The sequence below is a fragment of the Pseudomonas sp. AIG genome (assembly GCF_977020205.1).
The window spans coordinates 1-25,906 of the sequence record NZ_CDROCK010000008.1 but is presented as its reverse complement, the minus strand read 5'-3'; the positions used below and the strand labels follow the sequence as shown (position 1 = coordinate 25,906).

Here is a 25,906-nt window from a genome sequence, read left to right as displayed (position 1 = left end):
TTGCGTCAGCCGAACAAACCGGCAGCGATATTGATCGAAAAGCCCAGAATCGCAGTGTTGAATACGAAGCCGATCAACGATTGCGCCAGGACGATTTTGCGGATATCGCGGGTGGCCACGCCGACATCGGCAGTCTGCACGGCCACGCCGATGGTGAACGAGAAGTACAAGAAGTCCCAATAATTGGGGGTGGTCAGCCCTTCGGCGAAGCGCAGCGCTGGTTCCTTGCCATCCCAGGTGTAATACAACCTTGCGTAGTGCACGCAGAAAATCACCCCGATCAGCAGCCATGAACCGATCACCGTGAGGGCGGTAAAACCGTAGTGCAGCAGTTTGCGCGTGGTTTCCAGATCCTTGCTGCCGGCCAGTTCGAAGGTGATGGTGGCCAGGCTGGCCAAAGCGGCGATGCACACCACGAACAGCACCAGCCCGGCATTTTCGTCTTCGACTTCAGCGATGCGTTTGACGTCCGGAGCCTTGGCGCGCACGGTCAGCCAGAACATCAGGATCAGGTAAGTCCAGACACCGGCGTTCCAGCCGATGAGGATTTTGCTGACGATGGAATCGGCGGGGACGAGGAGTCCGGTGGCAAGGCCGAACAGGGCGGCGGCAGACAGGCGAGGGTGGGTGCGGGCGAGGAAGCGCATGGGGACTCGATGGGCCAGGGTGATTCAGACACCTTAGCCCAGCGATGGCCGGTGTGACCACAGTGCTGGATGTCTGCAGAATCTCTGTGGGAGCGAGCTTGCTCGCGAAGGCGTCCGGTCAGTCAACATCGACGTTGAATGTACCGACGCTTTCGCGAGCAAGCTCGCTCCCACAATTGGTATCAGTGGGGTTTGGTGAATCGTTGTACGAGCTTCATGACGACGACGAAGAAGACAGGTACGAAAATCACCGCCAGCGTCGCTGTAATCATCCCGCCAATCACCCCGGTGCCGATCGCTTGCTGGCTTGCCGAACTGGCACCGGTGGCGATGGCCAACGGCACCACACCAAGAATGAACGCCAGCGAAGTCATCACAATCGGCCGCAGGCGCAAGCGAGCTGCCTGCAACGTTGCATCGAGCAGATCGTGCCCTTCGTCATACAGGCTCTTGGCGAACTCGATGATCAGGATCGCGTTCTTCGCCGACAGCCCGATGATGGTGATCAGGCCGACCTTGAAGAACACATCGTTGGGCATCCCGCGCAACGTCACGGCCAGCACTGCGCCGAGCACACCCAGCGGCACCACCAGCAACACCGAAGTTGGAATCGACCAGCTCTCGTACAGCGCCGCCAGACACAGGAACACCACCAGCAGCGACAAACCGAGCAGGATCGGTGCCTGATTACCGGACAAGCGTTCCTGCAACGACAGCCCGGTCCATTCCTGACCCAGGCCTTTCGGCCCCTGCGCCACCAGACGCTCAATTTCCGCCATGGCCTCACCGGTACTGTGCCCCGGCGACGGTTCGCCGGAAATCGCAATCGCCGGATAGCCGTTGTAACGGGTCAACTGCGCCGGGCCCTGAATCCAGTTGGCCTGGACGAATGCCGACAGCGGCACCATGTGCCCGGCATTGTTGCGCACATGCATTTTCAGCAGATCGGCCACCTGGCTGCGTTGATCGCCTTCGGCTTGCACGACAACACGCTGCATGCGCCCTTGATTGGGGAAGTCGTTGATGTAGCTGGAGCCGACCGCAGTGGACAGCACATTGCCGATGTCAGCAAACGACACGCCCAAGGCATTCGCCTGTTTACGGTCAACGATCAATTGCACTTGCGGCGCTTCGGCCAGCGCGCTTTCGCGCACGTTCATCAGCACCGGGCTTTTTTCAGCGGCCGCAAGCAGTTCAGTGCGCGCCTGCATCAAGGTCGCATGGCCAAGACCACCGCGATCCTGCAAGCGGAACTCGAAACCGCTGGACGTACCGAGGCCATCCACGGGCGGTGGCAGCACCGAGAACGCCATGGCGTCCTTGATCTCGCTCAGCGCGATGTTGGCGCGATCGGCAATCGAGCTGGCGGAATCATCACTGCCACGCTGCGACCAGTCCTTCAGTGTTGAAAACGCCAAGGCTGCGTTCTGGCCGCTGCCGGAGAAGCTGAAACCGAGAATCACCACACTGTCGCTGATCCCCGGCTCGCCGGCGTTATGCGCCTCGAGTTGTTCCGCCACGGCCACCGTACGATTCTTGGTGGCGCCCGGCGGCAGTTGAATGTCGGTGATGGTGTAACCCTGATCTTCCACCGGCAGGAACGAGGAGGGCAGGCGCGCGAAGCAAACGCCTAGCCCAACCAGCAGCACGACATAAATCAGCAGATAACGGCCACTGCGTTTCAGCGCATAGCCGACCCAGCCTTGATAACGATCGGTCAGGTGCTCGAAGCGGCGGTTGAACCAGCCGAAGAACCCGGATTTCTCGTGATGTTCGCCCTTGGCAATCGGCTTGAGCAGCGTCGCGCACAATGCCGGTGTCAGGGTTAGGGCGAGGAATGCCGAGAATAGAATCGACGTCGCCATCGACAGCGAGAACTGCTGGTAAATCACCCCGACCGAGCCCTGCATGAACGCCATCGGAATAAACACCGCGACCAGCACCAGCGTGATGCCGATGATCGCGCCGGTGATCTGCGTCATGGCCTTGCGCGTGGCTTCCTTGGGCGACAAGCCCTCGGTGGCCATGATCCGTTCGACGTTTTCCACCACGACGATGGCGTCGTCCACCAGAATACCGATGGCCAGCACCATGCCGAACATGGTCAGCACGTTGATCGAGAAACCCAGCGCGAGCATGGTCGCGAACGTGCCCATCAGTGCCACCGGCACCACCAGTGTCGGGATCAACGTGTAGCGCACGTTCTGCAGAAACAGGAACATCACCGCGAACACCAGCAACATCGCTTCGCCCAAGGTGTAAACCACTTTGGTGATCGAGACTTTGACGAATGGCGAGGTGTCGTACGGAATCTTGTATTCCACGCCCGCCGGGAAGTAGCGCGCCAGCTCATCCATCTTCGCCCGCACCAGTGTCGCGGTGTTCAGCGCGTTGGCGCCCGGCGACAGTTGCACGCCGACAGCGGTGGATGGCTTGCCATTGAGGCGGGTGCCGAACTGGTATTCCTGACTGCCGATTTCGACCCGCGCGACGTCACCGATGCGCACGGTGGAGCCGTCACGATTGGCCTTGAGCACGATGTCGGCGAATTCTTGCGGCGTCGACAACTGCCCCTTCACCAGAATGGTCGCGGTGATTTCCTGGCTGGACGGATTGGGCAGGTCGCCGATGCTGCCGGCGGACACCTGGGCGTTCTGCGCGACGATGGCTTCATTGACGTCAGCCGGCGTCAGGTTGAACGCGATCAGCTTCTGCGGATCGATCCAGATGCGCATGGCCCGTTCGGCGCCATACAACTGCGCTTTGCCGACACCGTCCAGACGCTTGATCTCGTTCATCACGTTGCGCGCCAGATAATCACTGAGCGCCACGTCATCGAGCTTGCCGTCGCTGGAGGTCAGGGTGATCAGCAACAGGAAACCCGACGAAACTTTTTCGACCTGCAAACCTTGCTGATTCACCGCTTGCGGCAAGCGCGACTCGACCACTTTGAGGCGGTTTTGCACGTCGACCTGCGCCAGTTCCGGGTTGGTGCCCGGCTGGAAGGTCGCTTTGATCGTCGCGCTGCCGAGGCTGCTTTGCGATTCGAAGTACAGCAAGTGATCGGCGCCGTTGAGCTCTTCCTCGATCAAGCTGACCACGCTCTCATCGACGGTCTGCGCCGAGGCGCCCGGGTACACGGCATAGATTTCGATCTGCGGCGGGGCGACGTCGGGGTATTGCGCCACCGGCAACTGCGGGATGGCCAGCGCGCCGGCCAACAGGATGAACAACGCGACGACCCAGGCAAACACCGGGCGGTCGATAAAGAACTGCGGCATAGAAAAGCGTCCTGCTTACTGACCAGAGGTCTGGGCAAGTGGAAGAGGGGTGTCGTCGATCTGCACGGTTTCGCCGGGACGGGCGTGTTGCAGGCCTTCGATGACGATACGGTCGCCGGGCTTGAGGCCGCCGGTGACGATCCAGCGATTGTTCTGCACCGCACCCAGTTGCACCGGTTGCTCGGCGACGCGCATCTGCTCGTCGACGGTCAGCACCTGGGCAATGCCGGCGCTGTCACGTTGCACGGCACGTTGCGGTACGGTGATGCCGTTCTGGATAGTTGCCTGCTCGAGGCGCACGCGAATGAAACTGCCCGGCAGCAAGTCGAGATCCGGGTTGGGGAATTCGCTGCGCAGGATGATCTGGCCGGTGCCCGGGTCGACGGTGATGTCGCTGAACAGCAGCTTGCCCGGCAACGGATACAGGCTGCCGTCATCCTGAATCAGCGTGGCCTTGACCTGATCCTGGCCGACTTCCTGCAACTGCCCGGAGCGAAACGCACGCCGCAATTCATTGAGTTCACGGGTCGACTGGGTGAGGTCGGCGTGAATCGGGTTGAGCTGTTGAATAAGGGCTAGCGGCGTGGTTTCGTTCTGCCCGACCAGTGCGCCTTCGGTGACCAGTGCACGACCGACACGGCCGGAAATCGGCGCGGTGACGGTGGCGTAACCGAGGTTCAGTTTTGCGCGTTCGACCGCAGCCTTGTTGGCCGCAACGTCAGCGGCGGTTTGTCGGGCATTGGCGCGTGCGTTGTCATAGTCCTGAGCGCTGATGGCCTTGTCGTCGATCAACTGGGCGTAGCGCTGCTCCTGCAGCTTGGCCTGGAACGCATTGGCCTCGGCTTTGCGCAGGGCGGCTTCGGCGCTGTCAAGGTCAGCCTTGAACGGCGCCGGGTCGATGCGGAACAGCACGTCGCCCTTTTTCACGTCGCTGCCTTCGCGGAAGGTGCGCTGCAAGACCACACCGGCCACCCGGGCGCGCACTTCGGCAATTCGCGGCGCAGCGATGCGGCCGCTGAGTTCGCTGCTGATCGTCAGGGGGTGCGCCTCGAGCGTCTCGATGCGCACCGTGACCGGTGGTGCCTGATCCTCGGTTTTCGAGGACGAATCACAGGCGCTCAGTGTCAGCGCCATCGCGATCAGGCCGAGCCCGGCCAGCAGTTTGTTCGACATGTACAACCCCCAATATTGATGTCCGCATCCTACGGGCAGACGCCGAGATTAGCGGTGAAGCTTTGTAGGCGCTGTGTGAAATTGTGTAAGGGTTTTGCTCAGGAATGGGCGAGGGCGTATATCCTTCAGGTCTTGAATTCTTTTGTGACGGTTAAACCGCTTTCGCGAGCAAGCTCGCTCCCACATGGGTTTTGTGAACAATGCAAAACCACTGTGGGAGCGAGCTTGCTCGCGAAAGCGGTCTGACATCCACCACAGCAATATCTGGATCACCCCATGCCCAACATCCTCCTGGTCGAAGACGACACCGCCCTCGCCGAACTGATTTCCAGCTACCTGGAGCGCAACGGTTATTCCGTCAGCGTGATCGGCCGTGGCGACCACGTGCGTGAACGGGCGCGGGTCAATCCGCCGGATCTGGTGATCCTCGACCTGATGTTGCCGGGCCTCGACGGCTTGCAGGTTTGCCGTTTATTGCGCGCCGATTCGGCGACGCTGCCGATCCTGATGCTCACCGCTCGTGACGATAGCCACGATCAAGTGCTGGGCCTGGAAATGGGCGCTGACGATTACGTCACCAAACCGTGCGAACCGCGCGTGTTGCTGGCACGGGTGCGCACCTTGCTGCGCCGCAGCAGCCTCGGCGAACCACTGACCGCCAATGACCGCATCCTCATGGGCAATCTGTGCATCGACCTGTCCGAGCGCACGGTCACCTGGCGTGATCAACCGGTTGAACTGTCCAGCGGCGAATACAACCTGCTGGTGGTGCTGGCCCGTCATGCCGGTGAAGTGTTAAGCCGCGACCAGATCCTGCAACGCCTGCGCGGTATCGAATTCAACGGCACCGATCGCTCGGTGGACGTGGCGATTTCCAAGCTGCGCCGCAAGTTCGACGACCACGCCGGCGAGGCGCGCAAGATCAAGACCGTGTGGGGCAAGGGCTACTTGTTCAGCCGTTCCGAGTGGGAATGCTGAACTGATGTTTCGCATCCTGTTTCGCCTGTATCTGGTGACGATCGTCTCCTACAGCGCGGCGATCTATCTGGTGCCGGATCTGGTGGTCATGGCGTTTCGTGATCGCTTCGTCACTTATAACCTCGACTATTCGCGCGGTCTGCAATCGCTGATCACGCGCCAGTTTCACGCCGTGCCGCATGAGCAGTGGCCGGCGCTGGCGGCGTCGATGGACAAGGATTTCCAGCCGCTGCACATCGTCCTGGCGCGCATCGACGATGCCGAGTTCAGCGCCATCGAGCAGGAGCGCCTGCGCCGTGGCGAAAACGTTGTGCGTATCGGCGACTGGGGCTGGCGTACGTTGGCGGTGACGCCGCTGGACGACACCACCGCCGTGCAAATGGTCGTGCCGCCGGATCCGCTGGACGTCAATCTGTTGTACTGGAGCATCAACGTGCTGATCGGCGCGAGCCTGCTCGCCTGCCTGTTGATGTGGCTGCGCCCGCACTGGCGTGATCTGGAACGCCTCAAAGGCACCGCCGAACGCTTCGGCAAAGGGCATTTGAGCGAACGGACGAAAATCGCCCAGAGTTCCAACATCGGCAGCCTCGCCAACGTCTTCGACACCATGGCCGGCGATATCGAAAACCTGCTCAATCAGCAACGTGACCTGCTCAACGCCGTGTCCCACGAACTGCGCACGCCGTTGACGCGTCTGGATTTCGGTCTGGCGCTGGCCCTGTCCGATGACTTGCCGAGCGCCAGTCGCGAGCGTTTGCTGGGGCTGGTCGCGCACATTCGCGAGCTGGATGAGCTGGTGCTGGAGCTGCTTTCTTACAGCCGTTTGCAGAATCCGGCGCAACTGCCGGAGCAGGTCGAGGTGTCGCTGGACGAGTTCATCGACAGCATTCTGGGCAGTGTCGATGAAGAACTGGAATCGCCGGAAATCGTCATCGATGTGTTGCTGCACGGTCAGCTCGAACGCTTTTCCCTCGATCCACGCCTGACCGCGCGGGCGATCCAGAACCTGTTGCGCAATGCCATGCGCTATTGCGAGAAGCGCATTCAGATTGGCGTGCAGGTCAATGCCGAGGGCTGCGAGATCTGGGTCGATGATGACGGCATTGGCATTCCCGATGACGAGCGTGAGCGGATTTTCGAGCCGTTCTATCGGCTGGATCGCAGTCGTGACCGGGCTACGGGTGGTTTTGGCCTTGGCCTGGCGATCAGCCGTCGGGCACTGGAAGCGCAGGGTGGCACGTTGACGGTTGAAAGTTCGCCGTTGGGCGGCGCACGGTTTCGTTTGTGGCTGCCATCACTCGTCTGATCCAGTGTCGCCCAGCTCTGGCGATCCGATGAATGGTCGCGATTCGGCTAAATACCTGTCAGATCTGACAGTTGCGGTTGCCAGTGCTGAGGTATCAGATGTCAAGGACAGGTTTCTTGTCCTTTTCAATCACGGATACCTGCACACCAAAGGACTGACTCATGGCCGCACCGACCCTCGAAAAGCCTGTGGTTCCAGGCATGAAGCAACCGGTTTCTACGCCTCAGACTGCCGAAGCGGGATTGCCGCTGGCGCTGACGTATCTCTATCCCGAAGGCGTCAAAGTGTTCATTGACCCGCCGCCCACTGCGCAGCCGGACGACACACTGGTCCTGCGCCTGAACGGTGATGCGGTTGCCAAGGCAGTCATCATGGCGGGCGAGGAAAATCAGCGTGCAAGCCTTTACGTGCGTGCAAAGCTTTGGCAGGACGGGCTCAACACGCTTGAGTACGGACTTGAGCGCGCCACTGTCGAGCTGGAAACCTCATACCCGTTGCGGATCTGGTTTCACAGCAAGCGCCCGGGCCTGGTGGATCGCTTTCCGGAGCAGGACGGGCACTCGGAATTGGCGTTGGAGATTGCGCAGTCGATTCGTGATGAGGGCGTGAATGCCGAGCGGGCCCGCGAGGGGGTCGACGTCGCGTTGTTTTATCCATTGATGAGAGCGTTCGATACGCTGCTACTCGATTGCAACGGCGTCGTGTTGAGCCATGTCGTGACCCAGGCTGAAGCGGACCTCGGTCAACCGCTGGTGATCACCATTGATGAGGCAACCTTTATCGCGGCGGGCGACAGCCCGGATTTTCGTGTGAGTTACACCGTGCTCGATTGTGTGGGCAATGGCCCGGATACGAACAATCCAGACTCGGCAAGTCAGTTCCTTTACGTCAACCTCAAGGGCAATTGGTACGAAGCGCCGATTATCAGTGAGGATCCCGCCGACGCTGAGGATGACCCGGATACCATTGACCTGCAAAAGCTCGATGGCCGGGCGGCCACCGCCCAGGTTTATGTATCCCGCACTTGGTTGAAAGGCGATGAGATTCAGTTGAGCGCGCGCTTTCGTGATGCGACGGGTAGCGAGGGGTTTTTGACACTGACCGAAACGGTGAAGAACACACCGTTCATGTACTCGATTCCCGTGCCAAACAAGTATTTTGCTGTCGCCGCCGGTGGCACGGCCGTTTTCTATTTCACGCGGGTGAGCGGCGGTATTGCACTGGATCGTTCAGAGGCGATCACCGTCAGTATTGTCGGTGCCGCGACATCAGACCTGCCGCCGCCGACATTGGTCGGCAGTGGCTATGAGCTGGATCCACTCGGGTTTGCTGAGGGCGTCTACGCGCGCGTCGACTTTAAGGATGCAGGCGAGGGCGATATGGCCAGGCTTGTGCTTGATGGCGTTGCAGGGCTTGGTTCACCGCATTTTCAACCGGTCAGGTTCAATCAGAGTCAACGTGCAAGGTTCCTGATCACACCGCAGGTGCTGGCGGCTAATCACGGTAAAACGATGAAGCTGTCGTGGGAGTTGATACAGGGCGCAGGTACTCGAATGTCTGCCGTACGCGATGTCATCGTGCGGCGTATCGAGCCTGCCGACAGGCGTCTGCCAAGCCCCGATATTCCTCAAAGTCTGGGCAATACGCTTGATCTGGGTGCATTTACCGGCCCGGGTCAGGCGACCTGCAAACCTTGGCCGGCAATGGCTGTCGGGCAGTTACGCTGGTTTCGCGTGTATGGCACCGGTCACGACGATTTGCCCTATGAAATTCCGATCGCCCGCGAAGCCCCGGTGACGGCGCCCGAAGTCATTGCCGGCCTGGACAATACCCTGCCTCGTGAACTGCTGCTGAAGTTCAAACCGGGCAGCATGCTATCGGTCGAGTTGAGGGTGGCGTTTGCGGGAAACAAGGACGACAGCGAGGCGGTGCTGTTTCAAAGGGTTGAGTACGAGGTTCTGAATCTGCCCGCCACGCTGTTGGAAGATTTCGCCCTTGCCCCGGCGCAAGCCGTGAAAAAGGGCGGTGTGATGGAAACCGCGAGCCTGCAGTTCACTTTCGTCTCAGGCAGCGGTGAATGCGCAATCATGCCCCGTGACGAAATCGGTGCGTCGTTTCCGGGGCGGATTGACGGCCAGGTATTGAGCATTGGTCGCGATGCCTTCAGCACAGAACCGGTCGTGGTTGAGTTGGAACTGAAGAAAGCCTGTACGCGAATCAGCTTCTGGCAGGTGAGTGTCAACTACGAGAACAGCGTTGTAGAGTATTTTTCTGCCGACAAGACCTTGCTCGGCAGCAAGAAGCTGGGCTCGTCCTACGGCGTGCCGATGAGTGTGCTGTTTGCTGCGTCTGCAATCAAAACCATCAGGATCAACTGTCCGACTGCCGACTGGTTCTCCGTGGACCGCATCAAAGTTGATTACTGATCAGCCTCTGGGCCATGCCTTGCAGCAGTGATGGCGGGTTGTAACCGATCAGCATCAGGCTTTCGCCTTGACCGCCGCGTTTGCGGGCAAGCCCGCTCCCACAGGTTCAGTGGTTTTCACAGGTTTCGTGTCCGACACGGACATTGTGGGAGCGAGCCTGCTCGCGAAAGCGCTGGATCAGTCGCCATCTTCAGCGCTCGGTGTACGCGATCTCGAGACGGCGAAGGCCTGTAGCTTTCTTACGCTTTCAGTAGTTGTGAGCGTAACAGTCCCGCATGCTGTTCCAGTTCTGCCGCCGAGTTACGCCCGATCAACATCCACGCATGCTCACGTTCAGTCCAGTACACCACGGTCATCTCATGCCGACGCTCATGGGCCAGCGGCTGACTGCCGCTGTTTGAGCGGGTCACGCACAGCGCCAGCGGCCCATGTTTCGCGTCCAGATACACGATCTGCGCAATCGGCACGCCGTCGTACTCAAGCATTTGCGCCCGTTTGAATTCGGCACCCGGCAGCTTCAAAGTCGCTGGCGAAAGGTTCAGGCCAAGGCGTGCATCAATCGTGCGCAATTGCGCGCGTTGGGAAGCTTCGTCGGTGGGCAGATGATCGAGCGTCTGCGGCACGTACAGCGCCATGTAATCGCCGACCAATGCGCGCCAGTTGTTCGATTGCGCGGCATGCCAGCCGAGGAATAACCGGTCAGCCAACACGCCACCGGCCACTAGCGCTGCGGCGGCGCCACCGATAAACCAGCGGCGGTTGAAGCCCGGACGCTGTGGTGAAGGAATCGCATCCAGCCGCGCTTGCAGGCGATCCAGCGGTGCCTGTTGCGCCAGTTCGTCATAGGCGTTCTTGTACGGCAGGTTGCTGCGGCTGAGCCATTGCACGCGCAGGCTCAGCAGTGAGTCCTCGGCAATCGCATCGTCGAGCTGGTCGCGATATTCACGGTCGAGTTCGCCGTCGAGGTAGGTGACCAGTTGTTCATCCGAAGGTGTGTTCATCAACGGTCTCCTTCGGTGGATTTCGGCACAGCCTGCAACGGCGGGTATTCAGCGAGTTTGAGGCGGGCGGCGGCCAGGCGGCTCATCACCGTGCCGATCGGCACTTGCAGGATCTCGGCGACTTCGCGGTAAGACAAGCCTTCGACATAGGCCAGGTACACCGTTTCGCGCTGGGTTTCCGGCAAGGCGTCGACGCGGCGAATCACTTGCGCGGCCATGACGTGAGTCTGTGCCGCATACTCGCCATCGAACGCCAGTTGGCCGTCGGCATCGACCTGTCCCGCACCCTGACGCACGCGACGAGCGCGCACTTCATTGAGCCAGATCGAATGCAGAATGCTCAGCAACCAGCGATCCATGCGCGTGCCGGCGACGTATTGACCGGCGCGTTCCAGCGCGCGCACACAGGTCGCCTGCACCAGATCCTCGGCGACGTGCCGATTGCGCGACAGCAGCAAACCGTAGCGCCACAGTCGCGCCAGATGCTGTCCGAGTTCTGCTCTGAATGCCTGATCGCTGACGATGATGGCTGTCCTTTCTAAATGCTCAGGTTTTCGATGAGCCGTTGATGGCTTCGGCCAGGTCCTGGTATTCCTCGCAGGACGTGCCGCAAATCGATTGGATCTGCTGCAACTGTTCCTGCGCCAGATCGACGCGGCCCTTGATCACATAGGCCTCGCCGAGGTATTCGCGCACTTGCGCGTATTGCGGATCGAGTTTCACCGATTGCAGGTAATAACCGATGCCTTCATCCGTGCGCCCCAGTTTGCGCGTGGCGTAACCGCGATAGTTGAGGGCCTTGGCGGTGTTCGGTTGCTTGAGCGTATCGAGCAGTGCCAGGGCTTCTTCGTAACGACCGACCTTGGCAAGGCGATAGGCGTAATCGGTACGGTCAGCGTCCGGCAGCAGGCTGCTGGTTTGCAGCACGCACTTCTGCGTTTTGCTGTCCCAGACCTGGCCTTTCGGGCATTCGGGTTTCTGCACCGGCGCGTCTTCATCACCATTGGCCAAGGCCAACTGGCTGGACATCGCGGCGACCAGCAGCAACGGGGCGGCGAACATAACGGAACGGATAGTCATGGGCAAGGCTCCAGAGTGAAAGAGGCGCTTCAGTTCGATAGGCGTCCCGGCAACATGCGGCGCAAGGTGTTGTCGCGCAGGCCATAGTGGTGCACCAGGGCAACGACGGCATGCAGTGTCGCCAGAATAATGATGGCCCACGCCACTTGTTCATGCAGGCCTCCGAAGGTCGACTTCATGCTTTTATCGAAGGCGATCAAGGTTGGGACATCGAACAGACCAAAGAAGTTGAAAGGTTCTGCCTGCGCCCAGCGCAACAGAAAACCCAGCACAATCTGACTCAAGAGCAACGCATACAGGGCCAGATGCGCGGTTTTTGCCAGAATGTTCAACGCTCCCTGATTGGCCGCCTGCAATCGGCGGCCCTTGAACAGTCGCCAGAACACCCGGGCAATCACGATCACCGTCAGCAAAATGCCGAAAGAGATGTGCAAGGCTTGCAACTCCTTGCGCAACGGCGTGCCTTTGGGCAGTTGTTCCCAGATTTGTGCGCAGGCGAACAGACCGATCACCAACAGGGCGGTCAACCAGTGCAGGCTCATGGTCAGGCGGTCGTAACGAACGGGCAGATCATTGGTAGCAGGGTGCATGGGTCATCCTCATGGGTAATATTGAGTTAACACCCAAGGGTGAATTTTTATTCATTGCATTGTCAGTGACTGTTCAGGGCAGGGGTAAATTCAAGCGCTATGCTCGGGAGCGTCTGCCGTCGATCCGATGTTTTGCCGCAAGGAGAGTTGCCATGACCGATCACGTCCATCATTCAGCCGCTGCCGGTTATAAAACCGCTGCCGAGACTTACGTCAAAGGGCGGCCGGACTATCCGCCGCAGGTGACTGAGTGGCTGAATGTGAGGCTGGGTCTGGATCGGCACAAAACCGTGATCGATCTGGGCGCCGGCACTGGCAAGTTCACCGGGCGTCTGGTGGCGACGGGCGCGCAGGTGATTGCCGTGGAGCCCGTGGCGCAGATGCTGGAAAAACTCTCGCACGCCTGGCCTGAAGTGCTCGCCGTGAGCGGCACGGCGACTGACTTGCCGTTGCCCGACGCTTGCGTTGATGTGGTGATTTGCGCGCAAGCGTTTCATTGGTTCGCCAGTGCCGAGGCGCTGACGGAGATCGCCCGGGTGCTCAAGCCCGGTGGCAAGTTGGGGCTGATCTGGAACCTGCGCGACACGCAGGTGAGTTGGGTGCCAAAACTGGACGCCATCGTCAATGCGCTGGAAGGTGACACGCCGCGCTACTACTCAGGTGCCTGGCGCGAAGCGTTTCCGCACCCGGCGTTCGCGCCTTTGCAAGTCGAACGGTTTCACCATGGCCATACCGGCTCGCCGGAAGACGTGATCTTCAACCGCGTGCGCTCGACCAGTTTCATCGCCGCGCTGCCGCAGGAGCAACGGGCCAAGGTTGATGAGCAGATTGGTGCGTTGATTGTCGCCGAGCCTGAGTTACGCGGCAGGGATGTGGTGACAGTGCCTTACGAAACCGCCGCGTTCGTTGCCGTAAAAAAGGGCTGAATGCCACGACATTCCAGTGTAGGAGTGAGCCTGCTCGCGATAGCGGAGTGTCAGTCACCTCATTTTTGGCTGACACTCCGCTATCGCGAGCAGGCTCACTCCTACAGGGTTTTCAGGTGTTCATAGTATCTGGCTGCACTTTTCCACCGCCTTGCGCCGCTCGCGAACCCCACGCACCACCAGATACAACAACGGCCCAACCGAGACAAAAACCGCCGTCAGCAACAAGTAAGGCACTACCGACCAAACCGACTGGCCACGCGACCGGGCATCCTTGACCATCCACACGCCCGCCAGCGTGGCCAGCAGATACAGATCAATCACCACCTGCGCGGTATCGGGTCGCGACATCAGGCTGATGCCAAAATCGATCAACGACTGTTCAGCCTGGAGCATCACCGAAACGGTATAACCACTAAACGCGAGCAAAGCCGTGAGGGGCAGGGCGATCGACATCATGCAATCCTTCCTTGGTGTGATGAGAGAGTCGCCAGACTAACGCCACCGCGCAAAATTGGCCATTGACTTGCCAGCACCGCGCAGGCTAATTTCCAGCCCATGACTTCGACTGTATCGCGTTGCCAGCCAATGATTATTACCGCCATTCCTCATTTGGCGGGCTAGCTCACGACTGCAGCACCCAACCCGCCCTAGAGGCGGGTTTTTACTTTCTGTCTCCTGGGTTTTTGAAATGTGGCTCATGTAGGAGCTGCCGAAGGCTGCGATCTTTTGACTTTGATTTTTCTAAAACAAAATCAAAAGATCGTCTGATCGCGGCCCGAGCCTCCGGCAGCTCCTACAGGGACCGTGTGAATTCTGCCAAGGAGATGTTCATGAGTTACACATACGATCAGCAAAGCCTGCTTGAGCACTACGTGAAAAAAATCCTCGCCGCGCCGGTGTACGAGCTCGCGGTGCGCACGCCTTTGCAAGCGGCGCCGGCGCTGTCGGAGGCGCTGGGCAACCGGATTCTGCTCAAGCGCGAAGACCTGCAACCGACGTTCTCTTTCAAGATCCGTGGCGCTTACAACAAACTGGTGCAACTCACCGAGGAGCAAAAGGCGCGCGGGGTAATCACCGCCTCGGCCGGCAATCACGCGCAAGGCGTGGCGCTGGCAGCACGCGAACTGGGGATCACGGCGACCATCGTCATGCCGGCGACAACGCCGGAATTGAAAGTGCTGGGTGTGCGCAGTCGTGGCGCTGAAGCGTTGCTGCACGGCGAGAGTTTCCCGTTCGCACTGGCCCATGCGCTGCAACTGGCGGAACAGAGCGGGCGCACCTTCGTGTCTCCGTTCGATGACCCGGAGGTGATCGCGGGGCAGGGCACCGTGGCGATGGAAGTCCTTCGTCAGCATCAAGGTTCGCTGGATGCGATTTTTGTTCCGGTGGGCGGTGGCGGTCTGATCGCCGGCATCGCGGCGTACGTCAAATACCTGCGCCCGGAAGTGCGCATCATCGGCGTCGAATCAGAACACTCCGCGTGCCTGAAGGCTGCGCTGGAAGCCGATCAGCGTGTCGTGCTGCCCAATGTCGGCACCTTCGCCGATGGTGTGGCGGTAGCGCAGATCGGTGCGTTCGGGTTTGAGGTTTGCCGCTTCTGCGTCGACGAAGTGATCACCGTCAGCAATGACGACCTCTGCGCGGCGATCAAGAACATCTACGACGATACCCGCTCGATCACCGAACCTTCCGGCGCCCTGGCCGTTGCCGGGATAAAGCAATACGTGGCGCGAACCGGGGTGCGCGAGCAGACATTCGTGGCGATCGACTCGGGCGCCAATATCAACTTCGACAGCCTGCGCCATGTTGCCGAGCGCGCCGCAGTCTGCAGCGTCTCGGCGTGAAGTGGCTTACGGCAGCAACGGGCGCAGGAAGCTGCGCTCGTAGCTGACGATGAACTTCTTCTCGACCAGGCTGGCAACCAATGCCGTGCTTTCCGGATCAGTCATCGCGATGTGCCGATAGCTCTCGTAATCCGCCAGTGACGGAAAACTGAACAGGCAATAAGCGATGTTGCTCGCGCCCTCGGACGGCAAAAAGTAGCCGTGATGCGTGCCGCCCAAGCGCTCGACGATGCCGAGCCAGGCCTTGGCGTAGGCCTCGAACTCGGGCAATTGGTACGGATCAATGACATATCGGACGTGGCAGGTAATCAAACGACGCACTCCTTGTTCGGGTTATTCCTGCAGGGCTGTACCGACTTTGTCCGACGCCGACCAGACGCGATAACGCACTTCGACGTCCGACGGCGCATACACCACGACTGGCAACTTGCTGTTGTAACGCAGCATGAAACCATCACCGACGACCGGCACGAACGCGCGTTTCTTCTGGCTGCCGGGCGGGCAGGCCATCATCGTGCTCATCGGCCCGATGACTTTTTCCAGTCGATAGAACGGATAACCCCAGCCTTCAAGATTCTTCTCATCGAGAACACCGCCCAAACGCTGACGGTTGCAGTCCACTTCAAGAGTCTTGCCAGCGAGGATTTCCACCTGGAAGTTTTCTTCCTGCTCTTGCTTGGGCAAGTGAATGACCTGGCGGGTGAACCCGGCTTCAGCCTTTGGGTACGGCGCAACGTCTTCAAGCTTGGCGGCGTGGGCGAGGGTGGACAGGCTGGCGATGATCAGCCCGGTGGTCGCGTAAACGCGGAAAGAACCCATGGAAGCCTCCGTGCGGGTGTAGGGTGGATGACGGGCATTCTTACCGTCATGGGCCGTGATTGCAAACCAGCGTCGAGTTGCAAATTGCAGTACCCGCCGAGGCCATTCTTGCAATTTGCAAGTAGCCAAATACTGGCACCGCCGCCAAGTGCTTGATTTCATGAGGGTGAAAATGAACCGATGAAAGGCACGCTTTATGCGTCTTTTCAGTGCGGCGCACCGGCCTTGGGCGCCTACACTCCAATGGGCATTTCGCAGTACCACCGCTTGTCGCACCCAAGGAAACAGCGGGGACACACCCGTGCAGGGGCAGCAACGGTCAGCGTGAATACTTGATTGGCATCTCAAAGTAAGGAGAGGGTTTCGCCATGTTTCTGTCTGCCTTGGAACTACGCAATATCATTGAAAGCAGTTTTCTGCCGAAACGCTGCCAGTGCACGCTGTCGCCGGACTTGTCGATGACCGTCAAGGTTTTCGGCGATCACCAGACCGATCAGGTCGATCTGCTGGTCAGTGGCATCGACGCCAGCCATCTCAATGGCTGTCGTGAAATCAACGAACTGATCGCCGGGCTGCGATCGGATCTGAACCAGCAAACGGTGCAACATCACTACAGCCCACGCTCCAGAGTCGTCTAACGCACCGTTTCACCCAGTTCGACCGTCACGCGCCGGGCCTGCACAAAACCAAGGCCCAGCGCGAACTCGACCAGCACCGCGAGCAAAATCCCGGGGCCGGCATGGCCGTTCAGCCATTCCGCAAACCCCAGTACAGCCAAACCAAAACAGCCGACGATAAACCCGTTGCTCAGCGCATTGCGCCCCAGCGACGGCGGTGCATTGCGCACCAGATAAAACATCACCCCCAATGCCGCAAACAGCACCGCACTGCGCCGCGCGACAAACCCGGCAGCGTCGGAATACTCGATGCTCCAGATCGCCAGCAGGCTCTCCGGGAAAACGCCCCAGGCCAGCGCCAGTAAAAAACACAACGAACACGTGAAGCCCGACAACGTGCGAAACGACAACTGCATGGCGAATCCTTGCGGCAGTGAGGAGGGCTCCGAGCATAACCGCCGAAACTCCCCACGCCTACCGCAAACCCGCAAATCAGACGTTTCTGTCAGTTCTGGAAGTTGCATGCGTCAGACAATTTCCGGTAGCTGATTTCCTCAGGCTTACCGGCGTTGTCGATGTACTTCATGTCGGCCGTAACCACTTTGCACAGTTGCGTTGGCGGCTCGGTCAACGACACCACTTTGGCCACCTGCAGCGGCATGCCGTACTCATACGGCACGGCTTTGGACGTGGCAGAGGTGTCATTGGCCTGGGCCAGCCCGGCAAACGCGGTGCAGGCGAGAGCGGCGGTGAGCAATAAAGGACGAATGTTCATGAAAGGACTCCCGAGTGGCGGTTCTAGAGTTCGGCGTGATGCACCCGAACCTGCCGCACTGGGCAACAGCCAGAATGGCTGAGGGCGTGCGGTTCAGTAGAGTTTTTGACCACGGCGTTAAGGGATGGTTAACCAAGCTGAACGCCGGCTGTCAGGGAGTGGGGTGGTTTTCTTCGGGATGTTTGGCGAATTCCTACAAAGGCTGGTGCCTTGTCTGCTTTCGGCGGCTGGAGCGGGGCGGGTATTGTCGGTTGCCGCTGCAAAATCAGTGGTTCGGGTTTGGTCACCTGAGAAAAGTTCATTGCATATGTGCCATCATTTGCACCGCTCGGATTTCTTGATCCGTGGAGTGCATTGCTATGGCAGCTGTGTGCAGGACGCCTTCGGGCGAGCTGAGTTTTGAACTGTTCTCGGTTGACCAAGCCTGTACACGGCCGCCTCCCACCGTTTGGTCACGGCTATGGCGGTTACCTTCTAATACAGTTGAGTAATCAAAATGCCAATAATTAAACTGCTACAAAACCGCTATCTCCCCCTCAGCAGCAACGTCACCGAAACCCCGACGCTGCTCATCGACACCCAAGCCAACCCGAAAGACATCCTCGAGGCCGCCGTCCAGCGCATCCGCGCCGCCGCTGACCTGCTCGAAACCTTGCATTGCTTGTGCTTCAAGCACGCCGACGTGCAAGACATTCCACACATCACCCATGCGCTGTACCTGCTGACGCAGGATGGCAATGATTTGCTGCAGGTGGCGCAGCAGCAGATGTTGAGTTGGAAGGCGCCGGTTTGATGAGAAATTGACAGGACGCAACCACGGGACGGAGTGAGAAACGACCCGTGTTTCAGCGTGGCAAGGGCAGCACCGGGCGCACGAATTCGCTCATAAGCTAGAAAAGTCAGAAAGGCAGCCACCAGCACTTTCACGCAGATCAATATCTCCATGATCGGACATGGGCACCTCGCTGAATCGCATATTCTTACTGCGCCTCACTGCTTTCCGAAACAGCTTTGGTTGGTCGGGATTCAAATGGGCTAAACAAGTCAGGACTCCATCCGAGCCGTACTTTATTACCCGGATCGAAGCGCACATGCAGGTACTCATCGTGTGGGCCGCGCTGGGGAAGCGAAAGCTGAACTTCATGGCGCTCTTCTACCGCGCCCTGTATTTGCTGCTGTTTGGTCATGTCCAATATCCAGGTGACTTTGACTGTGTCTCCCTCAAATTTGGAGCAGCACATTATCCCACCGCCACCTTTGGCAAAAAGGTTCCCACCCCAAAATCCATTGACCCAGAAACTGAAAATCGGTCGCTCCAAGTGGTTTTCCGAAGTCATCATTGCACCTGGCGTGCGGAACAGTGCGAGGATTTTGGGGGGGGCGTAGCTAAGCAGCAATGCCAGTACAGCTAGGGCTATTCGTCTTCGTCGCCATGTGTGTTTCCGGCTGGCGTCCGCAGCAATATCTATCACGCGCATAAGGTCCAAAGCAGAGAGTTGTACTTATATTCTACGGCTGGATTCTGTTTTGAGAATGACAATGCCGATCAGTTAAGGACCGGTCGTACTCGGTTCAGAATCAAATGGGCTGATCAAGTTAGAACTCCATTTCAGCTCAACTGCGTTTCCGGGTAAAAAACGAACGTGCAGATAATCATCGCCTCGTGCTCGATGAGGTAGAGGCACGTTTAACTCGTGATATTCTTTCTGCACACCTTTCCTTAGCTGATCGCCAGTTCGGCCGAGAGTCCAGGTAACCCGAACCGATTTCCCTTCGATTTTCCTGCAACAAACAATCCCTCCGCCGCCCATTGCAGAAAGATTGCCACCCCCAAAATCATTTACTGAAAAGAAAGAAATTGGGCGATCCGTGTAATTCGATGACGTCAGCATGGCACCAGGGGTACGTAGTAGCTCCAGAATTTTCGGGGTGGCGTAGCAAAATAGTAAAGCCACCACACTAAGAACTATTTTTCGTCGTCGCCATCTTTTTCTGAGGTGTGTATCTTTCAAAATATCGATCATGTAGCCTTCGGGTCCTGGCTTGAGATCTAGAAACTTAGTATTTTAGATGACGCTTAATTATTCCTTGCTTGAATTTTTAATGTTTCAACCATGTTATGTGCCAAGTTTCTCTGGAAAGAAGGAGAGCGGTGGGTGAGTGGTTTTCCATTCCTCAGCGACAGCTTTTGAGCTTTCTATCTGTTGAGATGTCATTTTGCTTCCAATTTCTTCGAGAGTATCTTGAACGAAATCTTGAATAGTGCCTCCACCATCCAGCTCTTTCAGAAGGCTAATCAGTGCATAACCTTTAACAAGATCGAGGGGATAACCAACTTGGTCGGGTGCATGGGCAATGTAAGAGCCATAACTGCTAATTGCTTTTTGATCACCCGTTTCAGCTGCTGACTGAAGCCAATGGCGCACCCCTTCAAGATCGACTTTCTGTTCGTGCGTAAGCGCAAATGACTGAGTTGATATCAGGGTTAACAACGTTAACGTGGCGGTCATCAGTTTCATTGGTATTCGTGCCGAATTCATGAGTGGTGCTTCTTCACTGCGGATGTTAGGGAGCGGTTCCTCACCAATATGAAATTCGGCGGTACGCATCTCCCTAAACTCCATAAAAAAGGAATCAGTTGCTGAGTTTGTCGGGGAAGAACGAAAGTGGTGGGTGGGTTGCTTTCCACTCTTGCGCCACAGTTTTTGACTGTTCAATTTGTTCTGGTGTCATTTTCTCTGCAATTTCTTCGATTTTCTGGTCGGCATATTCTTCTACTCCCCCATTTCCATTTAGCTCTTTCAGTAAAGTGAAAATAGCGTATCCCTTCACCACGTCTAGTGGATAGCCAACTTTGTCGGGGGTGTGCGAGATGTAGGCACCATAGTTACTTACCGCTTCTTGGTCGCCAGTTTCTGCAGCAATTTCTAGCCAGTGGCGGACACTTTCCATATCTCCTTCTCTATATAGAATTTCAAGGTAGGAGTTCATTGCTTTCGAATAACCGCCTTCAGACGAAAGCTTTAACCAGTTACGGACGGACTCTTCGCGTTTTCCTGGAATCAGAAAGAACCCCCGGCCTTGGCGCTCGCTCACGGCCATCCAGTATTGAGCAAGCGGATAACCAGCATTCGCAGATTTTTCCAGCCATTCGTGATCCAGTGTTATTTCATACATCAAGTATAAAGATTCGGGGTCGCCCGCATTTGCCTTTGGAAGTGCCAAGTCCTTAGCGTTACTGAACCATTCGGCTGGCGTTTTCTGGCTTGGAGGGCAGTTTTTCATTGTCTGGCAAAGGTCGTGACTGCTTCGACCTAACTGAATCATCGCGTAAATGCTTCCGTTTTTTGCTGCCGCTTCATACCAATGTTGCGCCTCTGGAGTCATGTAACGATTTCTTTTTCGAAGGGCTTCTCCGAGATAGTACTGTGACTCGGTTTTTCCGCTTTCAGCCTCTTTTTTAAGTTGGGGTAATGCTGCATCGATTTTCAACTGATTATATAAAAGTATGCCATTTTGTATTTTGTCAGGGAGCGCTGGAGATGAAGCGATTGATACGTTGATAAATAAGAGGGCGGAGAATAAAATTCCGATTTGAAAAAATTTGATTTTTTTGGATTTCATTTTGAATGCCATTGGCTAGTAGTTCTTTAAATAGGGTGTGGCGCCGCTAGGTGAGTAGCTTGGTATCGCTATATAGTTTTTCGTGCAGAAGTCGGAAAGATTGGCGCCAAGTAAGGCAACGTCCGCCTTATAATTTTCTCGTGCTTTGGTACTTCTGTCAGAAAACAGGTCGCGAGAACCGGAATACATGAATGCGTCCAACTCCGACCGATTTTTGCAATAACTCAGTTCTGCATCAGTGTCTTTTATACCAAATTCGTTCATTGACATGCACGCAAGCTCAAATTGACGTTGGGCTTTGTCAATAGAGTTTGTTTTTTTTGCGTTCTTCACTATCCAACCTAAGATACGTGCAATAGCTCTTTGCTGCAGGGCATACGCTTGGGATTGATCGTATTCTCGTGGTTGCCCACCTGTGGCATCTTTTGAGTCAAATGCTTTAATCGTGAATGCTTCTGGAGGACTTATAAGTGTCTTGAGAAGTGGCCCTAACGCATCAGGGATAGCGTTAACACACCATTCCTCTAAGGCTTGTTCATCGCCGTCCACCATAATTGCATCCGCAATCGGACCACCCTTGCCACTACGAGTCAACGCCTGATAAAGATTCATCACAACATCCCAACGCAGCATGTACGCCATCGTCACGTTCAAACCGGCAGCGCCCAATGCGTTTAGCGCAGATGCATATTCACCCGCCTCAGGCTCCATCCACTCGACTTTACGGCCTTTGGTCTTATGCAACTCTTTGCGATACAAATTGATGAGATCAACCACCGCCTCATAACCAATCTCAAACTTAAAGCTACCGTTAGCACCCGGACCCAGCACTACCGCGGCCTTCAGGTTCAGAATAAACCGCCCCTTATCCAGAGACACCTGCGCCGTTCCCTGAAAGCCCGCACCTAACGCGACTCCAACGGAGCCGCTCAGCTTGGCTAACGTCAGCCATGGATTCGCGCTTTTCGCGTCTTTAGCGCTGCCAACGCCCATCGTTGGCGCGGTGCGCAGGGCGACGAGTTCTTTGGGCGGTGCCCAGTTCATTACTCCGGTGAGTTCAATCGCGGCTTGCAAGCCTCCAAACACATTGAAGCTGGCTTTTGCGCCGTTTTCGACTTGCACTTTGGCGAAGCGTCCGCCTCGCAGTTGATCTGTGCTTTTGGTATCGGCGTAGGTGCCGGATTTCGACTTGTGTTCAAGATCGGGAGTAGGGCTGTTGTCGCCGCTGTCGGCCTTGGCTTGTTTGGCGGCAGCGTGATCGGAGCGTTCTTCTTTTGCCGAAGCATCTTCACGCTGTGCGCGTTTTACCGGGCTCAGTGACGCCCCGTACTTGACGTTGCCGAAGATCGGGCTCAACTCGACGCTGCCGGCTAACAGCAACGATGCGCCGGCGTAACCCCATGCCTTCACACCAAAGTGGAAGGAGAAGCGGCCGAAATTCATTTTTTGCGGGCTGCCGTCCAGCAAGTAATCAAGCGTGATTTCTTGAGCGCTGGCTTTGGCAGGCATGTCGACTTTCATCAACTGAACTTCGCCACGGGCGAGGTCGAGGCTCAGTCCCATCTCGCCAGATATCTGGAAGCCCTCGGCGGCAGACATTTTGGGGCCTTCGAGCTTTACTTCGCCGTGAATGTTTGGCTGTGGAGGTGTCAGGCAGCGGACCAATTGCGCCTGAGGACTGGCATCAAAGAGTCTTACTTTGCCGCGCACACTTTTCTTGAAAACCAGTTGCTGAAGGTGATTGCCCCAGTTGGTAAGGGTCGCGTCGTCTTCCAGTTCAGTGACCTCATAGCCTTGCTTTTTCAAGTAAGCATAAAAGTCTTTGGCTTTGAACCAGCCTCTTGCATCGAAACAGTCGCCGACCTGATCGCTGAACTTTATGGCGCCCTGATCTAGAAGCCATTGGCGGAACGAGTTGATTTCACTGTTTTTATCGGAGCCTTCGGTAGCGTCCGCAGGCAAACTTTTACCTACCTTTTTTATTGCGCCGGCCGCGTTTTTTGAATCCTCTTTCATGATCTTTTTTGCGTCTTTCAGGTTCGCCATGCTGAACCAGCCCAGGGGCGTGCCCTTGGCATCCGAAAGACTCACCTCGCGCAGCGGAAAGCCCGGTTTCACCATGCGGTCGACCGGTTTTGGCTGGAACTCTTCCGGGTCCCAAATCAGATAACGCGCAGGCTTGCTGTTGCTGACATTGCTTTGGGCTTTTGCTTGAAGGTCGTCTTTGGTCTTTTGCAGGCTATCCCATTTGGTCCGTTCCACATCAACCAGGCCCGCTGGTGCTTGCGCATTCTGGCCTGTTGCCTCGATCCAGCGTTTGTATTTTTCCTGAAGCTGCGCTGTAACTTCCGCCTGCTCTTTCTCGGTATCCAGATACAGTTTGAACTGTTCGATACCGGAAGGAAGGCCGTCACTGATCAGCGCGAATTCTGGAAGTGCAATGCCGTATTCAGACGCTTTGATAATGGATTCAGTGTAAGCATGGTAATCAAGCGCATCGGCGTTTTTGTAGAGCGTCAAGACATACCCGACCAGATCGGCGGTGCAGTCATTCATGCCGCTGCAGATGTTTTCGTAGCTTTTTTTCTTTTCCGCCAGGGCTTTCGCAACGTCTTCCAGCGGGACCTGCTTGAAGTCTTTGTTGCCGAGAAGTTTCTTGCGAGCCTCCAGATAAGCCTGCACCCGTGCGCGCGCCTCAATCGCCTCTTTGGAATAGAGCGAGCCGCTTTCGTAGGTGTAGCCTTCCAGCTTCGCGGCCGCTACCGCTTCTTTTTTCAGCGCATGCCACTCAGCCCTCCGCTTGTAAAAATCGGCATAGGCTTTGTGGACGTCCTGGTCAGTAGCCAGGTCTGCCGTTAGACGGTCCATGCGCGATTGCGCGGTGTCCTCTTGAGGAGACTGTGCAGGAGCCGCTGCCGGTTTGTTTCCGTTAGCTTCGTTTTGCCTCTTTTTGGCGGTGGCGGGATCGATTTCGATCTCATCCCCCATCGCTTCAAACTCTTCCATTCGCGTACGCTTCTCGCCCGTGAGGAAGTTGCTCAACTTGGGCTCAAGGAAGTATTCCAGCAAACCTGATTCCTGCAGCCCGTTCAGGCGTGCATCACGTGGTTTGCTGGGGGCAATCATTTTATCGAGCGCGAACATCGATTCTTTGATGGCGGACCTTGCACGTTCTGGGAGCAGCCAGAACTCTTGTTCTTCGGTTGCATAAATCGCGCTGGCAAACTTTGTATTGCACCCACGCTCATGGGGTATGAAGGTTTTTGAATTCTGGTTTGGAGCGTCCTTGACCGGATCCAGTTTTACCAGATCTTCAGCGGAACACTGAGTGGGCGCTTCCGGGGCTGCCTGCACAGGCGCTTGCGGCGCGGCGGCCGGCTGAGCGGCAGGCGCGGCGGCTGCTTGAGCGCTTTTTGGTACGCTCAGGTTCCAGCCGACTTTGACGTTATCCGCATTTGTGATGAAGGGGTTGAGCTGGCGAAGTTGAGCCACGGTGCTGTTGTAGCGCGAAGCGATCTGGCCCAGGGTTTCGCCGGGCATGACGGCGTGATTCGTGATTTCCATGGTGATTCCGTTCTGTTGTCGCGTCGCCCTAACGTTGGGCGACGGCGGCTGATTCCAGGAGCCGATCTACTTTGATAAACGACTCGTCCTTAGATTGCAGGATCGCCATGATCTCGGGCTGTGTCTCAAATAGCGGACCGTTCACGGCGTGGCCAAGCTTGAGCAGGTGATCACCGTCATAAATATTGCTTTTGAGCAGCAGGTCGAGGTTGTCAGCGATGTCGTTCAAGCGCTCATCATCTGGCTCTTCAAACGCTGCGTATTCCTCATCCACCCAATAAACCCATCCCAGACGCGCTTGAACTTGCGCGGTAGCCTCAGGAAGGTTGAATGCCGCTTTATCACCAAGCCACGTCGATTCCTCGTTGGCTTTCCAGGCCAACCATGGACCGCGCTGCTGACCGAAATGTATCGGCGCAGGGCAGTAGACAGCGCTCCAGCAACCCAGCAACTGGTCGAAGGTTTTCCCAGCTGTATAAGTCAGCGCTGCCCACAGACTCGGTTTGTGAAAGCTCAACAAGCTCTGCCCACCTGAACCGTCATTGGCTCGGAGCAACCAGCGCGCATGAGCCAATGCTTGTTCAGGATCAGGTGTTGAGATCGCAATTCCCGAAAAGCGTTCCTCACAAAGTTTTGCCGCTACGTTTGCCACTTTGCTGCCCTTGGGGGCCACTAGCCACAGGGGGCCATCAGGAATCTCTGCGAAGTCAGTGCCGAAAAACAGCCCTTGAGAAACCACCGGTTCGCCTACTCGGTAGAGTTTACTCAAGGCTTGCGGCTGAAGCCCCTGGTCAATGATGAAGCAGAGCGACTCGCTCGCAGCCGGCAGGTCAGTAAAGTTGTAGCGAGGCTCTGCCAGCAGAGCGCTCAGCGCTTTTACATGCATGTGCAATCCTTACGGCTGCAAGCGCCGTTACTCTGTTTTCCGCACAACGGTGTGATACCTGACTCATTCAGTCGGGCGGGGAGTGGTGCTTTACCAGCCTTATCCGCATCCGCTACCTTCATCGGCCCCGGCAACAATGGTGCCGCAGGCGTCCCGACCCCAGGCGAGCCGCCGGTATTGATCTTCACCTCCGCACCGCTGATGGTCACGCCACCCGCATCGACCTTCACAAAACTCCCACCAGCCTTGGCCGTGAGTTCCATTGCGCCTTCGACCACAACCTTCTGGCCGGCGTAGTAATGGATTTCTGACCCGGCCTCAACAAACTGCGCAGTCCCCACCTTCAGATGCTGCGTCACACCCACG

At 57.2% G+C, this 25,906-nt stretch carries 24 protein-coding genes and 2 pseudogenes; 7 read left to right on the top strand and 19 right to left on the bottom strand.

What is annotated here, in order from left to right; translation table 11 throughout:
• Positions 1–5: 5 nt before the first annotated feature.
• The 3 genes from ACWR1S_RS07225 to ACWR1S_RS07215 form a co-directional block, all read right to left on the bottom strand.
• Entirely contained in the window at positions 6–647 is a 642-nt protein-coding gene (locus ACWR1S_RS07225) for a DUF1345 domain-containing protein (protein WP_454562971.1), read from the bottom strand.
• A 182-nt stretch (positions 648–829) separates the two neighbouring features.
• On the bottom strand, positions 830–3,928 hold the full coding sequence (locus tag ACWR1S_RS07220) for a multidrug efflux RND transporter permease subunit (protein ID WP_454562970.1): 3,099 nt from the start codon (positions 3,926–3,928) through the stop codon (positions 830–832).
• A 15-nt stretch (positions 3,929–3,943) separates the two neighbouring features.
• On the bottom strand, positions 3,944–5,101 hold the full coding sequence (locus tag ACWR1S_RS07215; RefSeq protein WP_454562969.1) for an efflux RND transporter periplasmic adaptor subunit: 1,158 nt from the start codon (positions 5,099–5,101) through the stop codon (positions 3,944–3,946).
• A gap of 276 nt (positions 5,102–5,377) precedes the next feature.
• Between ACWR1S_RS07215 and ACWR1S_RS07210 the strand changes: the two genes are divergently transcribed.
• From ACWR1S_RS07210 to ACWR1S_RS07200, 3 genes are all read left to right on the top strand, one after another.
• Entirely contained in the window at positions 5,378–6,079 is a 702-nt protein-coding gene (locus ACWR1S_RS07210; RefSeq protein WP_007912171.1) for a response regulator transcription factor, read from the top strand.
• Between the two features lie 4 nt (positions 6,080–6,083).
• Entirely contained in the window at positions 6,084–7,385 is a 1,302-nt protein-coding gene (locus ACWR1S_RS07205) for an ATP-binding protein (RefSeq protein ID WP_454562968.1), read from the top strand.
• A gap of 161 nt (positions 7,386–7,546) precedes the next feature.
• Complete coding sequence (locus ACWR1S_RS07200; RefSeq protein WP_454562967.1) at positions 7,547–9,811, top strand: hypothetical protein; 2,265 nt, start codon at positions 7,547–7,549, stop codon at positions 9,809–9,811.
• A 239-nt stretch (positions 9,812–10,050) separates the two neighbouring features.
• On the opposite strand, the gene ACWR1S_RS07195 is transcribed toward ACWR1S_RS07200, so the two are convergent.
• From ACWR1S_RS07195 to ACWR1S_RS07180, 4 genes are read right to left on the bottom strand one after another with little or no spacing between them, the layout of a single operon-like run.
• A complete protein-coding gene (locus ACWR1S_RS07195) occupies positions 10,051–10,812 on the bottom strand; it encodes a transcriptional regulator (RefSeq protein WP_454562966.1) in 762 nt (253 codons plus the stop codon).
• A complete protein-coding gene (locus ACWR1S_RS07190; RefSeq protein WP_454563068.1) occupies positions 10,812–11,339 on the bottom strand; it encodes an RNA polymerase sigma factor in 528 nt (175 codons plus the stop codon). Before ACWR1S_RS07190 ends, ACWR1S_RS07195 begins: the two co-directional genes overlap by 1 nt.
• A gap of 19 nt (positions 11,340–11,358) precedes the next feature.
• The gene (locus tag ACWR1S_RS07185; RefSeq protein ID WP_454562965.1) at positions 11,359–11,892 is read right to left on the bottom strand and encodes a tetratricopeptide repeat protein; all 534 of its coding nucleotides are present in this window, start codon (positions 11,890–11,892) and stop codon (positions 11,359–11,361) included.
• A 29-nt stretch (positions 11,893–11,921) separates the two neighbouring features.
• Positions 11,922–12,482, bottom strand: a complete 561-nt coding sequence (locus ACWR1S_RS07180) for a cytochrome b (protein WP_454562964.1) — start codon at positions 12,480–12,482, stop codon at positions 11,922–11,924.
• Between the two features lie 152 nt (positions 12,483–12,634).
• On the opposite strand from ACWR1S_RS07180, the gene ACWR1S_RS07175 reads away from it, so the two are divergent.
• The gene (locus ACWR1S_RS07175; RefSeq protein ID WP_454562963.1) at positions 12,635–13,408 is read left to right on the top strand and encodes a class I SAM-dependent methyltransferase; all 774 of its coding nucleotides are present in this window, start codon (positions 12,635–12,637) and stop codon (positions 13,406–13,408) included.
• Positions 13,409–13,528: 120 nt separating this feature from the next.
• On the opposite strand, the gene ACWR1S_RS07170 is transcribed toward ACWR1S_RS07175, so the two are convergent.
• A complete protein-coding gene (locus ACWR1S_RS07170) occupies positions 13,529–13,867 on the bottom strand; it encodes a DUF2834 domain-containing protein (RefSeq protein ID WP_454562962.1) in 339 nt (112 codons plus the stop codon).
• A gap of 368 nt (positions 13,868–14,235) precedes the next feature.
• On the opposite strand from ACWR1S_RS07170, the pseudogene ilvA reads away from it, so the two are divergent.
• A pseudogene (ilvA, locus tag ACWR1S_RS07165) lies at positions 14,236–15,231 on the top strand (threonine ammonia-lyase, biosynthetic); the annotation flags it as partial.
• A 30-nt stretch (positions 15,232–15,261) separates the two neighbouring features.
• On the opposite strand, the gene ACWR1S_RS07160 reads toward ilvA, so the two are convergent.
• Both ACWR1S_RS07160 and eco read right to left on the bottom strand, forming a co-directional pair.
• Positions 15,262–15,567 (bottom strand): NIPSNAP family protein, encoded by a 306-nt coding sequence (locus ACWR1S_RS07160; RefSeq protein ID WP_064362707.1) that lies wholly within the window; start codon positions 15,565–15,567, stop codon positions 15,262–15,264.
• 21 nt (positions 15,568–15,588) lie between these two features.
• Positions 15,589–16,074 (bottom strand): serine protease inhibitor ecotin, encoded by a 486-nt coding sequence (eco, locus tag ACWR1S_RS07155; RefSeq protein WP_454562961.1) that lies wholly within the window; start codon positions 16,072–16,074, stop codon positions 15,589–15,591.
• A 368-nt stretch (positions 16,075–16,442) separates the two neighbouring features.
• Between eco and ACWR1S_RS07150 the strand changes: the two genes are divergently transcribed.
• Complete coding sequence (locus ACWR1S_RS07150) at positions 16,443–16,712, top strand: DUF1652 domain-containing protein (protein ID WP_007912157.1); 270 nt, start codon at positions 16,443–16,445, stop codon at positions 16,710–16,712.
• On the opposite strand, the gene ACWR1S_RS07145 is transcribed toward ACWR1S_RS07150, so the two are convergent.
• Together ACWR1S_RS07145 and ACWR1S_RS07140 are read right to left on the bottom strand one after the other, a co-directional pair.
• Positions 16,709–17,107: a hypothetical protein gene (locus ACWR1S_RS07145; protein ID WP_160058105.1), complete on the bottom strand. Its 399-nt coding sequence runs from the start codon at positions 17,105–17,107 to the stop codon at positions 16,709–16,711. The two genes, ACWR1S_RS07150 and ACWR1S_RS07145, sit on opposite strands and share 4 nt — an antisense overlap.
• 89 nt (positions 17,108–17,196) lie before the next feature.
• Positions 17,197–17,466, bottom strand: a complete 270-nt coding sequence (locus ACWR1S_RS07140; RefSeq protein WP_105708212.1) for a DUF2790 domain-containing protein — start codon at positions 17,464–17,466, stop codon at positions 17,197–17,199.
• 496 nt (positions 17,467–17,962) lie between these two features.
• Here ACWR1S_RS07140 and ACWR1S_RS07135 point away from each other — a divergent pair, with 496 nt between their 5' ends.
• The gene (locus ACWR1S_RS07135; protein ID WP_007912147.1) at positions 17,963–18,259 is read left to right on the top strand and encodes a hypothetical protein; all 297 of its coding nucleotides are present in this window, start codon (positions 17,963–17,965) and stop codon (positions 18,257–18,259) included.
• A gap of 187 nt (positions 18,260–18,446) precedes the next feature.
• Here ACWR1S_RS07135 and ACWR1S_RS07130 read toward each other — a convergent pair whose 3' ends face one another.
• The 7 genes and pseudogenes from ACWR1S_RS07130 to ACWR1S_RS07100 all read right to left on the bottom strand — a co-directional run.
• Positions 18,447–18,803: a DUF3304 domain-containing protein gene (locus tag ACWR1S_RS07130; RefSeq protein WP_454562960.1), complete on the bottom strand. Its 357-nt coding sequence runs from the start codon at positions 18,801–18,803 to the stop codon at positions 18,447–18,449.
• Between the two features lie 213 nt (positions 18,804–19,016).
• On the bottom strand, positions 19,017–19,490 hold the full coding sequence (locus tag ACWR1S_RS07125; protein WP_454562959.1) for a DUF3304 domain-containing protein: 474 nt from the start codon (positions 19,488–19,490) through the stop codon (positions 19,017–19,019).
• 93 nt (positions 19,491–19,583) lie between these two features.
• On the bottom strand, positions 19,584–20,075 hold the full coding sequence (locus ACWR1S_RS07120) for a hypothetical protein (protein ID WP_454562958.1): 492 nt from the start codon (positions 20,073–20,075) through the stop codon (positions 19,584–19,586).
• A gap of 25 nt (positions 20,076–20,100) precedes the next feature.
• A complete protein-coding gene (locus ACWR1S_RS07115) occupies positions 20,101–21,090 on the bottom strand; it encodes a tetratricopeptide repeat protein (protein WP_454562957.1) in 990 nt (329 codons plus the stop codon).
• Positions 21,091–21,105: 15 nt separating this feature from the next.
• The gene (locus ACWR1S_RS07110) at positions 21,106–24,654 is read right to left on the bottom strand and encodes a LysM peptidoglycan-binding domain-containing protein (protein ID WP_454562956.1); all 3,549 of its coding nucleotides are present in this window, start codon (positions 24,652–24,654) and stop codon (positions 21,106–21,108) included.
• Positions 24,655–24,682: 28 nt separating this feature from the next.
• Complete coding sequence (locus tag ACWR1S_RS07105) at positions 24,683–25,540, bottom strand: DUF4123 domain-containing protein (RefSeq protein ID WP_454562955.1); 858 nt, start codon at positions 25,538–25,540, stop codon at positions 24,683–24,685.
• A pseudogene (locus ACWR1S_RS07100) lies at positions 25,531–25,906 on the bottom strand (type VI secretion system tip protein VgrG); the annotation flags it as partial. The gene ACWR1S_RS07105 and the pseudogene ACWR1S_RS07100, both read right to left, overlap by 10 nt.

Bases quoted from the DNA above. Each gene is read 5' to 3' on its own strand.
- ACWR1S_RS07140 (WP_105708212.1), bottom strand. From the start codon at position 17,466: ATGAACATTCGTCCTTTATTGCTCACCGCCGCTCTCGCCTGCACCGCG.
- ACWR1S_RS07175 (WP_454562963.1), top strand. From the start codon at position 12,635: ATGACCGATCACGTCCATCATTCAGCCGCTGCCGGTTATAAAACCGCT.
- ACWR1S_RS07200 (WP_454562967.1), top strand. From the start codon at position 7,547: ATGGCCGCACCGACCCTCGAAAAGCCTGTGGTTCCAGGCATGAAGCAA.
- ACWR1S_RS07215 (WP_454562969.1), bottom strand. From the start codon at position 5,101: ATGTCGAACAAACTGCTGGCCGGGCTCGGCCTGATCGCGATGGCGCTG.
- eco (WP_454562961.1), bottom strand. From the start codon at position 16,074: ATGGGTTCTTTCCGCGTTTACGCGACCACCGGGCTGATCATCGCCAGC.
- ACWR1S_RS07195 (WP_454562966.1), bottom strand. From the start codon at position 10,812: ATGAACACACCTTCGGATGAACAACTGGTCACCTACCTCGACGGCGAA.
- ACWR1S_RS07135 (WP_007912147.1), top strand. From the start codon at position 17,963: ATGCCAATAATTAAACTGCTACAAAACCGCTATCTCCCCCTCAGCAGC.
- ACWR1S_RS07225 (WP_454562971.1), bottom strand. From the start codon at position 647: ATGCGCTTCCTCGCCCGCACCCACCCTCGCCTGTCTGCCGCCGCCCTG.
- ACWR1S_RS07185 (WP_454562965.1), bottom strand. From the start codon at position 11,892: ATGACTATCCGTTCCGTTATGTTCGCCGCCCCGTTGCTGCTGGTCGCC.
- ACWR1S_RS07180 (WP_454562964.1), bottom strand. From the start codon at position 12,482: ATGCACCCTGCTACCAATGATCTGCCCGTTCGTTACGACCGCCTGACC.
- ACWR1S_RS07115 (WP_454562957.1), bottom strand. From the start codon at position 21,090: ATGAAATCCAAAAAAATCAAATTTTTTCAAATCGGAATTTTATTCTCC.
- ACWR1S_RS07145 (WP_160058105.1), bottom strand. From the start codon at position 17,107: ATGCAGTTGTCGTTTCGCACGTTGTCGGGCTTCACGTGTTCGTTGTGT.
- ACWR1S_RS07105 (WP_454562955.1), bottom strand. From the start codon at position 25,540: ATGCATGTAAAAGCGCTGAGCGCTCTGCTGGCAGAGCCTCGCTACAAC.
- ACWR1S_RS07170 (WP_454562962.1), bottom strand. From the start codon at position 13,867: ATGATGTCGATCGCCCTGCCCCTCACGGCTTTGCTCGCGTTTAGTGGT.
- ACWR1S_RS07150 (WP_007912157.1), top strand. From the start codon at position 16,443: ATGTTTCTGTCTGCCTTGGAACTACGCAATATCATTGAAAGCAGTTTT.
- ACWR1S_RS07125 (WP_454562959.1), bottom strand. From the start codon at position 19,490: ATGATCGATATTTTGAAAGATACACACCTCAGAAAAAGATGGCGACGA.
- ACWR1S_RS07210 (WP_007912171.1), top strand. From the start codon at position 5,378: ATGCCCAACATCCTCCTGGTCGAAGACGACACCGCCCTCGCCGAACTG.
- ACWR1S_RS07130 (WP_454562960.1), bottom strand. From the start codon at position 18,803: ATGACTTCGGAAAACCACTTGGAGCGACCGATTTTCAGTTTCTGGGTC.
- ACWR1S_RS07220 (WP_454562970.1), bottom strand. From the start codon at position 3,928: ATGCCGCAGTTCTTTATCGACCGCCCGGTGTTTGCCTGGGTCGTCGCG.
- ACWR1S_RS07110 (WP_454562956.1), bottom strand. From the start codon at position 24,654: ATGGAAATCACGAATCACGCCGTCATGCCCGGCGAAACCCTGGGCCAG.
- ACWR1S_RS07205 (WP_454562968.1), top strand. From the start codon at position 6,084: ATGTTTCGCATCCTGTTTCGCCTGTATCTGGTGACGATCGTCTCCTAC.
- ACWR1S_RS07120 (WP_454562958.1), bottom strand. From the start codon at position 20,075: ATGCGTACCGCCGAATTTCATATTGGTGAGGAACCGCTCCCTAACATC.